This is a genomic window from Gemmatimonadota bacterium (genome assembly GCA_016712265.1).
In the GTDB taxonomy this organism is placed as follows: domain Bacteria; phylum Gemmatimonadota; class Gemmatimonadetes; order Gemmatimonadales; family Gemmatimonadaceae; genus RBC101.
Genome location: JADJRJ010000030.1, coordinates 920,945 through 932,854, shown reverse-complemented (window position 1 = coordinate 932,854; position 11,910 = coordinate 920,945). Strand labels below are relative to the sequence as shown.

The following is an 11,910-nucleotide window of genomic DNA, read 5'->3' as shown; positions in this document are numbered from 1 at the left end:
ATTCGCACGTTCACCCGATCCGATCCCTCGCATGGCCTTCAATCTGTTTGGGAAGCGCAAGGAGCCAACGCCCCCCCCCGAGGTGCCTGACGCGTCTGCGGAGGAGGAAGAGGGCGAGCTGGACGATGTGGTCCCGGAGGATGATGGAGGGGCCGTGGTGCTGGACGCGGAATGGCGCGACCGTGCGGCGGCGGTCATCCCCGGCGGCAGCTCGACGGGAAGCAAACAGCCCCATGCCCTGTACGGCCCGGACGGGGTGGGCCCCGCCCACTACGTGCGGGCGAGCGGGTGTCACCTCGTGACGGCCGGTGACCAGACGCTGGTCGACTGCACGATGGCGTTGGGGTCGGTGGCGCTTGGGTATGGTGACGATGCCGTGACGCGCGCCGTCGTGTCCGCGGTGGCGAGCGGCCACGTGGCCGGGTTGGCGCACGTGACGGAGGTGGAGGTTGCCGAGCGTTTGTGCGAGGTGATCCCGTGCGCCGAACGGGTGCGGTTCCTCAAGTCCGGTGGCGAGGCGATGTCAGCCGCGGTGCGCATCGCGCGCGTCTCGACGGGGCGTGAGCGCATCGTCGCGTGCGGGTACTTCGGCTGGCAGGATTGGTCGAGCGCCGGCGCGGGGGTACCCGAGGCGGTGTCTCACCTCGTGACCCGGGTGCCGTTCAATGACATCGCCGCGTTGGAGGCCGCCGTGAAGGCCGCCGGCAACGAGCTGGCGGCGGTCGTCATCGAGCCGGTGATTGAGGCGTTTCCGGACGTGGCATGGTTGGAGCGGGCTCGTGCGTTGTGCGACCAGGTGGGGGCCGTCCTCATCCTCGACGAGATGAAGACCGGGTTCCGGGTCGCGTTAGGCGGCTACCAGCAGGTGGCCGGCGTCACCCCGGACCTCGCCGTCTTTGGCAAGGCGATGGCCAACGGCTTTCCCGTGGCTGCGGTAGTGGGACGCGCTGCCGTGATGGACGCGGCGGGGCGCACCTGGATCACGTCCACGAGCGCTGGCGAGACGATGGCGCTGGCCGCCGTGCACGCCGTGCTCGATCGGTATCTCTCGGAGGACGGCGACCCGTGCGAAGTCCTCGCGCGCGCTGGTGGTCGCATGCGCGCGTCGGTGGCGGCGGCGATCGAGGCCTCCGGGGTGGAGGGAGTCGAGGTCGTGGGGCCAGACCCGATGTGGTTCTTGCGGTTCGCGGATGCCGGGCGTGAAAGCCGCTTCCTCGAGCGGGCCGCGTTCCACGGGGTGCTGTTCAAGCGTGGGGCGTACAACTACGCGTCGCTCGCCCACGATGACGAAGAGGTCCTCCTCGAGATCGAGCGTGTGGCCTCAACGGCGTTTGTTGAGGTGGTGGAGGGAGTGGCGTGACCACGCCGCTGGGTGGCGCGGAGCCCCTCATCGACGTGCATGCCCACTTCTTTCCCGAGGGGTCGGGCTACCACAATGCCCGGCACCTCAACGCGCGCCGGCTCGAGGCCGGCGAACGGATCGGGATTTCCTGCCATGTGGCGTCGATCCTCGGGAGTTGGGGGGCGACGTCCCCGACGTACTTCCAGTCGCCCGCCGACACCGTGCCGGCAAACGACGCCATGCTGGCGCTGCAGGGCGCCGATCCGCGGCTGCGGGCCTATGTCGCCGTCAATCCGAACGACGGCGCCGGCGCGATCGCCGAGGTGGACCGCTGTGCCGCCCGCGGAGCCGTGGGGCTCAAGCTCGCCGCGGCGCGTCGCTGCGACGACCCGGTCGTGGCACCGCTGTATGAATCCGCCGCGCGGTACGGCTTTCCCGTGCTCCACCACATCTGGCAGCACCGACGCCGGCACTGGCCCGGGCAGGACATCTCAGACGGGGCCGACCTCGCGCGTGCCGCTGCCCGTCATCCCCGTGTGTCGTTCATCCTGGCGCACATTGGCGGGGGAGGGGACTATGCCCACACCTTCGCCGCGGTGCGCGACGTGCCTAACGTCTACCTGGACCTGTCCGGGAGCGGGGTGGACCGCGGGATGCTGGATGACGCGCTGGCCGCGGTTGGGGCGCAGCGCATGTTGTGGGGCGCCGACATCACTCTCTGTACGGGCCTCGCCAAGCTCCGCGCCCTCGAGGTGATCGGGCTGCCGGCTGGCGACCTGGCCGACATCCGTTGGCGCAACGCGGTGCGGATCTTCCCGGCGCACGCCTTCCCGTCGCTCACCAGTGCGAGGCCCGCATGCTCGACGTGAACACCTTTATCGGGGGGTTCCCGTGGCGCCATGTGCCGCACCCCGAGCCTGCCGTCCTGTCGCAGGTGCTGCAACGCGAGGGGATTGACGGCGCGTGGGTGGGCCACCTGCCGTCTGCCTTTCATCGGGACCCGTCCCGTGGGAACGCGGAGCTGGTGGCTGCACTCTCGCCGTTCGCGCCGCGGCTCCGTCCGGTGCCGACGGTGCGGCCGGACTGGCCGTCCGCTGTGCACGAGCTTGAACTCGCCCGCCGCGCGGGAGCCCCGGCGGTTCGCGTCTATCCCCAGATCCTCGGCCTCGGTCCAGGCGATCCCGCCACGACGCAGGTCGCCGTGGAGGCCGCGAGACGCAGACTCGTGCTGGTGCTCACTGTCCGGTTCGAGGACCTGCGCCAACGGCATCCGATGGACGCGGTGCCCGACCTCAGCGCCGCCTTTGTTCGCGAGCTGGCGCGCGCATCCACGGGGTCGACACTTGTCGTGTGCGCGGCGTCGCGGGAGTTCATCGAAGAGGTGCATTGGGGGCTGACGCCCGCGGAGCGCGCACGCCTGTACTGGGACATTTCGTGGCTCTGGGGACCGCCGTCCGACGAGCTCTCCCACCTGCTGCGCACTATCGGCGCCCCCCGCTTCCTGTTCGGCTCGATGTGGCCCCTTCGGCTCATCCAGACGCCGCTCGCGTCGCTGGAACTGCGCGAGGCGGACGTGGCTGCCGCCCTGCTGGCAGATCCGGACAGATTGGGACATTCAGACGAAGCGGGGGCTCCGCCTTGAGGTGGCGCAACTCGTGGCGGCGCCGTCTCTTGCGCGCATTCACAACCCCGGGCATAATTCCCGGCGGCAAATCAGCTTGTGAAATTGTTCACAAGCCGAATCGTTCACTCGGACTTCCTTTCACCTCCCGGTCCTGATGACGAGCAGGAGCAAGTGGGCGCTGGTGCCGTCGTTTTTCGCTATTGCGATCGCGGCAACCATCCTCTCGGCGTACAGCGGCGCATCGTCGTCGCAGGGGGTGTCCCCCGTGCAGCCGATCAAGTTCCCCCATCCGGTGCACGTGAAGACGCTGGGGATGAACTGCCTCTACTGTCATAGCAGCGCGAACAAGTCCCCCGATCCTGGCCTGCCAGCGGTGGGGACGTGCATGGGCTGCCACACGCTGGTCGGGCCGAATCGTCCCGCGATGAACGGCCAGCCCGCGCGAACGAGCGAGGAGATCAAGAAGCTCCAGGCGTTTGCGCCGATCGGGCAGCCCGACAAGTGGAAGCCGATTCCGTGGGTGCGCATCCACAAGCTGCCCGAGTACGTGCGTTTCCCGCACATGCGGCATGTGAACGCCGGGGTGACCTGCCAGAGCTGCCACGGTCCCGTCCAGGACATGGCCCAGGTCCAGCAGGCCTCCTCACTCAACATGGGCTGGTGCCTCACCTGCCATGTGAACGGCTACCAGTTGAGCGAGGGGCTCAAGGCCGCGGGTGATACGGCGGGCGCGGCCGCCGCCACGGCGGTGGAACCAAAAAAGGCGCGGTATGACTGCGCGGTGTGCCACTACTAGTACCGGTCCGGTGGCGCCACCGCGAGTGCGGTGGTGCCTGTCCCAGAGCTTCGTGAACCGAGGACGCACTACATGAGCCACACACCGGAACCGAACGGCGTCAAGCGCCGACAGTTCCTCAAGGTGCTTGGAGCCGCCGGGGCGGCAACCACCGCCGTTGGGTGTACCAACGAACAGGTGGAGAGCCTGATCCCGTACCTCTCGTCGCCGGACAACACGGTGCCGGGAGTTTCGACGCTCTACACCACCACGTGTCGCGAATGCGCGACGTCGTGCGGCATCATCGCCGAAGTGCGCGACGGCCGCGCGATCAAGCTCGAAGGCCATGCGGACCACCCGGTGAACCAGGGGGCCCTCTGTGCCAGGGGGCAGTCGGCGCTTCAGGGCCTCTACAATCCGGATCGCTACCGCGGCCCGATGATGCGCGAGGGAGACAAGCTCGTGCCGACCACCTGGGACAAGGCCATTGATGCGCTGGTCGCCCGGTTGGGTTCGGCCCGCGGCACCGCCGGCAACGCGGTCTTTGTCACCGGGCCCGAAAGTGGCACCTTCGCGGGATTTCTGGATGGATGGCTCTCCGCCTACGGCTTCGGTGCGCACATCCAGTACGATCCCTCGGCCGACCTTGCCGTGGAGGCGTCAAACCGCGCGGCGTACGGTGTGGCGATGCCGAAGCTCGATTTTGCGGCCGCCAAGCTGGTGGTCTCGATCGGCGCTGACTTCCTGGATGGATGGGGAGCGAGCGTGCCCCAGCAGCTCAGCTTTGGTGATGCCCGCGCCAAGCTCGCCGACGGACCGCGCGTTATTTACATCGGAGCGCGTCGTTCACTCACCGGCCTCAACGCCGATACCTGGGTGTCCTGTATTCCCGGCAGCGAGGAGGCGATCGCGAGTGCGTTGCTCGCCGCCGTTGGCGGATCCGGGGGAACCATCGCGGCCGCCGCGCAGGCCAGCGGGGTGACGGAGGCCACGCTGCAGTCGATCGCCGACGAGCTGCGCGGCGCGTCGACCAGCCTGGTGGTCTCCGGCGTGTCGACGCCGAATGCTGGTGCGGTCGCTGCAACCTGTGCCGCGATCAACAAGGCGAAGGGCAGTGTTGGCGTGACGGTCAAGCCGGCCGAGGCGCACAGCGGCTTTGGCGGCGCCGTCGGGGTGGGTGGCCTGCAGGACCTGGTCACGCGTGCCAACGCGGGGTCGATCCAGGTTGCCTTCTTCCGCGGCGCGAACCCGGCGTACGACACCCCGAAGGCGATGGGCGTTGCCGCGTCGCTGGCGAAGGTGCCGTTCAAGGTGTCGTTCTCGAGTTATCCCGACGAGACGTCCGAGTTGTGCGACCTGGTGCTGCCGGACGATCACTCCCTGGAGTCGTGGGGCGATGCGCAGGCGGCCCCCGGCGTGATCGGGTTGCAGCAGCCGGTGATGGAACGGATCTTCGACACTCGGGCGACCGCGGATGTCCTGTTGCAGGTGGCGCAGAAGGACGCGGCCTTGGCTGCGCGCTACCCGCAGAAGAGCTACCGCGATGTCCTCGTCGCGAAGTACGGTGCCAACGCATTGACGGCGGCGCTGCCCAAGGGGACGATCGCCGGGACGATCGCTACGCGCTCGGTGGCTGCCACGGCGGCAACCGCAGCCACGATGGGCGGGACCGGGGAGTTCTTCCTCGTCACCTATCCGCACGCGACGTTAGGCATGGGCGAAGGCGCCAACAAGCCCTGGCTGCAGGAACTCCCGGATCCGGTCTCCAAGATCGTCTGGCAGTCGTGGGTGGAAATTCACCCGATGACCGCCTCGCGGCTGGGCGTGCATGCCGGTGATCACGTGACCGTGACCACGGCGGCGGGCACCATCACGGCTCCGGCGTGGCCGTACCTCGGCATTCGCCCGGATACGGTCGCCGTGGCGTTGGGGCAGGGACATACGAAGTATGGCCGCTATGCCGAGGGGATCGGCGTCAACGCGCTCGACGCGTTAGGCGCGGCCTGGAACGCTGGCGGCGGACTGGCCTTCACCCAGGGCAAGGCGACGGTGGCCAAGGCGGCCCAGCGCTCGGACCTGGTGACCCTCGAAGGGTCGGCGCGGCAGCACGGTCGCGGGATCGCCCAGGCGATCACGGTGGCCGACCTGGTCGCCGGTGTGCAGGAAGAACATCACGCGTTGCCCGGCGACGCGTCGCACGAGTTCCTCCCCGGCTTGCGTTCGCCGGTCGCGAACGACGCGCAGGGTGAGCTCGGCGATCCCACGTCGAAGGACAAGGGGATGTACGACCCGAATCACTGGAGCGGGATGGCCAAGCGCCGCTGGGCGATGACCATCGACCTCTCGCGGTGCACCGGGTGTTCGGCGTGCGTCACGGCGTGTTACGCCGAGAACAACATCCCGACGGTGGGCGCGCGCTGGCAGGGTCGGTCCCTGCGGCCGTTCCATACGAGCGATGGCGCCGGTTGGGATACCCGGCCCGGGGCCAACATCCTCAAGGGTCGTGAGATGAGCTGGTTGCGCATCGAGCGGTACTTCGAGGGGGGCGAGGATGGCGCCAGCGAGTTCGAGGCGCGGTTCGTCCCGATGATGTGCCAGCACTGCGGCAATGCCCCGTGCGAACCGGTCTGCCCGGTGTACGCGACTTACCACGCGCCGGACGGGCTCAACGTCCAGGTCTACAACCGGTGCGTCGGGACGCGGTACTGCTCGAACGGGTGCCCGTACAAGGTGCGCTACTACAACTGGCACGGGTACGCCGAGCCGAATCGTCGGCAGTACGCGTTCCCCGAGCCGCTGCACCTCCAGCTCAATCCGGACGTCACGGTGCGCGCGAAGGGGATCATGGAGAAGTGCTCCTTCTGCGTGCAGCGTATTCGCGAGGCCGAGAACCTGGCCAAGCTGGAATCGCGCGAGTTGCGGCCGGATGAGTTCACGACCGCCTGCGCGCAGGCGTGTCCGTCGCGCGCCATTGTCTTTGGTGATGCGGCCGACGAGAACTGGTCGGTGGCGAAGATGGTGAACAACGATCGCGGCTATCACGTGTTCAACGAACTGAACACCTTCACGGCGGTGGTCTACTTGAAGAAGGTCAACCACACAGCGCCAGGGGCCGCCGCGACGGCGGCTCCGGCGGCGGCCGCGGCGAATGGGGGGGCGCACTAATGGCTTCCTACATCGAGCCGATGCGGCCAAACATTGCGTCTGCCGACGTCCAGCTCCCGGCCGTCAAGGACTACGAGCAGGTCGATCGCGAGATCTCGGCGACCCTCAAGCCCACGAAGGGGTGGGGGATGGGGCTCGCCCTGGCGATCCTCGCCTTCCTGTGGGGCGCCGGCGTCTGGACCTACCAGATCTACTGGGGGCTTGGCAACGCCGGGTACAACCCGCCGGTCATGTGGGGGGTGTACATCATCACCTTCGTGTTCTGGGTCGGTATCGGGCACGCGGGGACGCTGATCTCCGCCATTCTTTATCTCTTCCGCGCCGGTTTCCGCACGACGATCTACCGGTGCGCCGAAGCGATGACGGTCTTCGCGGTCATGACGGCAGGTCTCTTCCCGATCATCCACATCGGGCGGCCGTGGAAGTTCTTCTGGTTGATCCCGTACCCCAACTGGCGACTGCTCTGGCCGAACTTCAAGAGCCCGCTAGTGTGGGACGTGTTCGCTATCTCGACCTACCTGACCGTCTCGGCCACGTTCCTCTACGTCGGCTTGATCCCGGACATCGCGGTGCTCCGTGACCGCGAGACGAACCCGGTGCGCAAGCGGATCCTGGCGGTGATGTCGCTCGGCTGGCGCAACTCGGAGCCGGAGTGGCGGCACTTCACCCGGATGTATCTGTTCCTCGCGGCCTTCTCCACGCCGCTGGTGCTCTCGGTGCACTCGGTCGTGTCGTTCGACTTCGCGATGGCGCTCACCCCGGGCTGGCACGCGACGATCTTCCCGCCGTACTTCGTCGCTGGCGCCATCTTCTCGGGCATCGGGATGGTCTTCACGATCATCATCCCGATCCGGAAGTTCTTCCGCCTCGAGCACTACGTCACCATCAACCACCTCGACGCGGCGGCCAAGCTCTGCCTCTTTACGTCGATGGTGGTGGGCTGCGCCTACATCATCGAGTTCTGGGTAGCGTGGTACAGCGGCAACATGTACGAGCAGGACTACTTCTGGAATCGCGTGTTCGGGCAGTGGTGGTGGGCCGCGTGGATCATGCTCACCTGCAACATGATCTTCCCGCTGTCGCTCTTCTCGCAGAAGCTGCGGCGCAACCCGACCTGGCTCTTCATCCTCTCGATCTTCATCAACTTGGGGATGTGGTACGAGCGCTTCGTGATCATCGTCCCGTCGCTCTCGCATGAGTTCGAGCCCTGGCAGTGGTCGAGCTACCTGCCGAGTTGGGTGGATACCTCGATCCTCATCGGGTCGTTCGGCTGGTTCTTCATGTGGTTCCTGCTCTTCATCAAGCAGCTGCCGGTCGTGGCGATCGCCGAGGTCAAGGAGATTGTGCCGCCGAAGATGAAACACGCGGCGGGCCATGGAGGGCATCACTAATGCGCCAGGGACTCGTTGCCATCTTCCCGCAGCTCGACGCGTTGTGTGACGCGATCGAGTCGCTCAAGAAGGACAAGATCGAGACCTTCACGGTCTACACGCCCGCTCCGCGCCACGAGATCGAGCATGCACTCAAGCCGCCGGCCAGCCCGGTGCGCCGGTTCACGCTCATCGGCGGCCTGCTCGGCGTGTCGTTCGGCTACTGGATCGCTATCTGGACGTCCGAGTATTGGCCGATGGTCGTGGGTGGTAAGGCGATTGCCAGCTGGATCCCGTACACCATCATCGGGTTCGAGGTCATGGTGCTCGTCGGCGCCCTGTCGACCGTCGCGGCCATGTTCATCAACTCACGCATCCCCAAGATCACCATGACCGTCGGATTCGATCCCCGGTTCACCAACGGCGACTACGGGATCTTCGTGCAAGCCGCTCCCGAGCGCCTGCGCGACCTCGAGACCAAATTGCGGCATCATGGAGCCGTGGAGGTGCGCGGTGAGAGCTGAACTCCTGAGACGGCAGCCGGCAGACAGCGGACGGCAGCTTATGCGCCGGCTCGCCCCTGCCTTGTTGCTGACGCTTGGTGCGTGTGAGTGGTTCACGGACTTCAAGCGCTCGCCGATGGTGACGACGTGGGAAAGCGATTCCATCCTCAAGGTGCGCGGCGCGCCGCAGGGCTCCGTGCCGACCAACGGGACCGCCGTGTCCGCGTTGCAGGTGTCCTACCTCGCGATGCCGGCGACGCTCGATTCGATCGCGGCGCTGGTGTCCAACCCGACGCCGGTCACCGAGGCCTCGCTGGCCAACGGTCGCAAGCAATACCAGATCAACTGCGCCGTCTGCCATGGTGGGGCCGGGGCAGGGGACGGTACCGCGACCAAGTACGGGATGATCCCGATGCCGTTAACGACCGACATGGCCAAGGGCCGCAGCGATGGCTACCTCTTCGCCATCATGCGGAACGGGCGTGGCGCCATGCCGCCGTATAACCGGATCGAGGAGATGGATCGCTGGGATGTGGTGAACTACATCCGCGGCCTCCAGGGCCGCATTGGCGGCGTTCCGATCGAGACCACGCCGCTGGCGATGCCCGGGGTGACGGGCGACAAGGTCCCCGGGGCAACGCCGCTCGGGCCGAACCGTTGGGCGCCCCATGCGGGTGGCTCGAGGCCGGCGATGCAGCAGGGCATGGACAGCACCGCGGCCGCGCCGCAGGGAGCGCGCTGATGAGCGCACATCACGGACATACGCCGACGCGCGAAGAGATCGTTCGCATGATCCAGGGCGAGCCGATCCCGGCACGCCTCAAGACGATCGCCATCGTGCTTGCCGTCGTCGGATTCGGCACCTTCATCGCCGGTGCGGCGATGGGCGAGGATCGCGCCTGGCAGGCGTTCCACGTGAACTGGTTGTTCTTCACGATTCCGGCGTCGGCTGCGGTGGTGTTTTCTGCGGTGCAGCGCATCACCACGGCGCGTTGGTCGCGTTCGGTGATCCGCCTGATGGAAGGGTGGGTCGCGTGGCTGCCGATCGCCTTCGTGCTGCTTCTGGTCACGGCGTTCTTCGGCAAGGGCCACATCTTCCCGTGGACCCACGAACACATCGCGATCGCCGAGAAGGCCCTTTGGCTCTCCCCTGGATTCTGGATGGCGCGTGTGATTGGGGTCTTCGCCCTGATCACGATCCTCAGCCTGTGGTACATCCGCTCTTCGGTTCGCCTGGATGTGGGACTTGTGCCGGAGTGGGGAGCGTCCTGGGCGAAGGGGATTCGCGACGGGATGCGCGCCGGCTTTGGTGAGGAACGCCGCGAGATTCACTCCACGCATTCTTTTCAAGGCAAGCTGGCGGTGTACCTGGCGTTGGTCTTCGGCTTTGGCTGGAGCATGCTCGCGTGGGACCTGTCGATGTCGATGGACTTCCATTTCCAGTCGACGATGTACGGCTGGCAGGTGTTCATGGGCGGCTGGCTGGTCAACCTGATGGTGTTCGCCCTGTTGATCCGCGGCTGGCGCAACTTCATGCGGGCGGGCGACGTGATCGGGGAGTCGCAGCTGCATGACGTCGGCAAGCTCTGTTTTGCCTTCACCGCCTTCTGGGGATACCTCACCTTCTCGCAGTACCTCGTGATCTGGTACGGCAACATGGGCGAGGAGACGCACTACCTGCGGCTGCGCATGACGGCCCCCTGGATCAAGATGGCGGTGTCGATCGCGTTCATGGTCTTCCTGGCGCCGTTCCTGGGGCTCATGGGCAAGGCGCCGAAGATGTTCACGCCGACGATGGGGTTGTTCGCTTTCTCGTCGATGCTGGGGATCTGGATGCACCGCTACCTCGAGATCTATCCCAACGCGCATCTCGATGCGACGTCGATTCCCTTCGGGATCTATGAAATTGGAACGACGGTAGGATTCCTTGGGCTTTGGGGCTGGAGCTACATGCAGTTCATGGATGCGTTCCCGCGCATGCGCGTCGTGCTGATGACGTCCAAGCACCGCGACGAGGTGCAGGTGCCGGTGGATGCTCGGACCATGGAGCCGCTGCCCGCGCACGAGTAGCAGGCCGGACCAGCTGGTGTGCAAAGAGGGGCGTCACTTCGACGCCCCTCTTTGCATTCCAGTGGTTGACCAAGCGGCGCACCGCGCGCACCGTGGTCTGCCGTCTGCCGTCTGCCGTCTGCCGTCTGCCGTCTGCCGTCTGCCGTCTGCCGTCTGCCGTCTGCCGTCTGCTAGCCCATCCACGCGAGCGCGTACCCCTTCTCCTGCGCCCGATTCACCGCGACGATGCCGGCAGGCACGTAGTGAGTATTCCCGATGGAGTTGGCCTTCACGTCTTCGTAGACGTCGTTCATCTGCAGCTTGAGCGCGGAGGCGATGATTCCCGCGTAGGCACGCGTCGCCATGTCGCAGACCGCGAAGTGCACCCCCCGCTTGATCATGGCGTCCAGCGTGACCCCGCGATTGGGCAGCTGCATGCCGTACCCGGTCGCCTGGTAGACGTTGACCTTGGGGGCCTCGTTGGTCTTCGGGTCGACGAACTTGATACGATCCGAGATCGGGGCGCCGTACTTCGCCCACATCGCATCGTTCCAGGCGAACGGGGTGGACCAGTGGCGCAGGCAGATCACGACCGCATGGTCGGCATCGCCGAGGTTGTAGCCGGAGCGGTTGGCGTTGTAGTAGTTCGACGCAAAGGTGATGGCGTCGCCGGCCCCGGTGGCGGTGGACGAGTCGAAGAAGAAGCGGTGCTTGCCGGGGAGGGCGTCGAGCCACTCGTCCTGTGGGTGGCGTTCGGCCTGCCAGCCCCGCGGCTCCTGCGCGTCCGAGGTGTTGGGGGTGGCGGCCATGGTGGCACCGAAGGCGCCGACGGCGGCCGAGAATCGGGTGAGGAAGTTGCGGCGGTCGGTCATGGGGGGCCCTCGGGCGGGTCTGGGTTCGTGCGAGGAAAGCTACCGGTGAGTCCGACGCGGCGGAGGATGGCGTCCCGCGAAAGGGCGAAGCCATCACCTCGCGCGCGACCAGATCGCAGGGACGACACCGATCGCACCACCGCCGGCGGCTGTCGGGTCTCGATTGGCGTTTCCGCTCTCTGGGTACACGACAACATCTCGAGTGTCGAT

General features: G+C 66.7%; 10 protein-coding genes. 9 read left to right on the top strand and 1 reads right to left on the bottom strand.

All coding sequences use genetic code 11. From position 1 onward, the window contains the following. The first annotated feature begins 31 nt into the window (after positions 1-31). The 9 genes from IPK85_19605 (at position 32) to IPK85_19565 (ending at position 10,849) form a co-directional block, all read left to right on the top strand. A complete protein-coding gene (locus tag IPK85_19605) occupies positions 32-1,360 on the top strand; it encodes an aminotransferase class III-fold pyridoxal phosphate-dependent enzyme (GenBank protein ID MBK8249579.1) in 1,329 nt (442 codons plus the stop codon). After that, positions 1,357-2,211 (top strand): amidohydrolase, encoded by an 855-nt coding sequence (locus tag IPK85_19600; GenBank protein MBK8249578.1) that lies wholly within the window; start codon positions 1,357-1,359, stop codon positions 2,209-2,211. The genes IPK85_19605 and IPK85_19600 overlap by 4 nt, the downstream gene beginning before the upstream one ends. Next, the gene (locus IPK85_19595) at positions 2,199-2,984 is read left to right on the top strand and encodes a hypothetical protein (GenBank protein MBK8249577.1); all 786 of its coding nucleotides are present in this window, start codon (positions 2,199-2,201) and stop codon (positions 2,982-2,984) included. Before IPK85_19600 ends, IPK85_19595 begins: the two co-directional genes overlap by 13 nt. A gap of 136 nt (positions 2,985-3,120) precedes the next feature. Further along, positions 3,121-3,762: a cytochrome c3 family protein gene (locus IPK85_19590; protein MBK8249576.1), complete on the top strand. Its 642-nt coding sequence runs from the start codon at positions 3,121-3,123 to the stop codon at positions 3,760-3,762. Positions 3,763-3,834: 72 nt separating this feature from the next. Beyond that, positions 3,835-6,906 carry a 4Fe-4S dicluster domain-containing protein gene (locus IPK85_19585; protein ID MBK8249575.1) on the top strand — a complete coding sequence of 1,024 codons (3,072 nt, stop codon included), beginning with the start codon at positions 3,835-3,837 and terminating at the stop codon, positions 6,904-6,906. Continuing rightward, complete coding sequence (gene nrfD / locus IPK85_19580; protein MBK8249574.1) at positions 6,906-8,297, top strand: polysulfide reductase NrfD; 1,392 nt, start codon at positions 6,906-6,908, stop codon at positions 8,295-8,297. Before IPK85_19585 ends, nrfD begins: the two co-directional genes overlap by 1 nt. Continuing rightward, positions 8,297-8,800, top strand: coding sequence for a DUF3341 domain-containing protein (locus tag IPK85_19575; protein MBK8249573.1), 504 nt, complete (start codon positions 8,297-8,299; stop codon positions 8,798-8,800). The genes nrfD and IPK85_19575 overlap by 1 nt, the downstream gene beginning before the upstream one ends. Positions 8,801-8,840: 40 nt before the next feature. Next, entirely contained in the window at positions 8,841-9,521 is a 681-nt protein-coding gene (locus IPK85_19570; protein MBK8249572.1) for a cytochrome c, read from the top strand. Next, on the top strand, positions 9,521-10,849 hold the full coding sequence (locus IPK85_19565) for a hypothetical protein (GenBank protein MBK8249571.1): 1,329 nt from the start codon (positions 9,521-9,523) through the stop codon (positions 10,847-10,849). The genes IPK85_19570 and IPK85_19565 overlap by 1 nt, the downstream gene beginning before the upstream one ends. A gap of 170 nt (positions 10,850-11,019) precedes the next feature. Here the strand turns inward: IPK85_19565 and IPK85_19560 are convergent, their stop codons facing one another. Next, positions 11,020-11,700 carry a hypothetical protein gene (locus IPK85_19560; protein ID MBK8249570.1) on the bottom strand — a complete coding sequence of 227 codons (681 nt, stop codon included), beginning with the start codon at positions 11,698-11,700 and terminating at the stop codon, positions 11,020-11,022. Positions 11,701-11,910: the final 210 nt, after the last annotated feature.

Bases quoted from the DNA above. Each gene is read 5' to 3' on its own strand.
- IPK85_19605 (MBK8249579.1), top strand. From the start codon at position 32: ATGGCCTTCAATCTGTTTGGGAAGCGCAAGGAGCCAACGCCCCCCCCC.
- IPK85_19595 (MBK8249577.1), top strand. From the start codon at position 2,199: ATGCTCGACGTGAACACCTTTATCGGGGGGTTCCCGTGGCGCCATGTG.
- IPK85_19590 (MBK8249576.1), top strand. From the start codon at position 3,121: ATGACGAGCAGGAGCAAGTGGGCGCTGGTGCCGTCGTTTTTCGCTATT.
- IPK85_19585 (MBK8249575.1), top strand. From the start codon at position 3,835: ATGAGCCACACACCGGAACCGAACGGCGTCAAGCGCCGACAGTTCCTC.
- nrfD (MBK8249574.1), top strand. From the start codon at position 6,906: ATGGCTTCCTACATCGAGCCGATGCGGCCAAACATTGCGTCTGCCGAC.
- IPK85_19575 (MBK8249573.1), top strand. From the start codon at position 8,297: ATGCGCCAGGGACTCGTTGCCATCTTCCCGCAGCTCGACGCGTTGTGT.
- IPK85_19570 (MBK8249572.1), top strand. From the start codon at position 8,841: ATGCGCCGGCTCGCCCCTGCCTTGTTGCTGACGCTTGGTGCGTGTGAG.
- IPK85_19565 (MBK8249571.1), top strand. From the start codon at position 9,521: ATGAGCGCACATCACGGACATACGCCGACGCGCGAAGAGATCGTTCGC.
- IPK85_19560 (MBK8249570.1), bottom strand. From the start codon at position 11,700: ATGACCGACCGCCGCAACTTCCTCACCCGATTCTCGGCCGCCGTCGGC.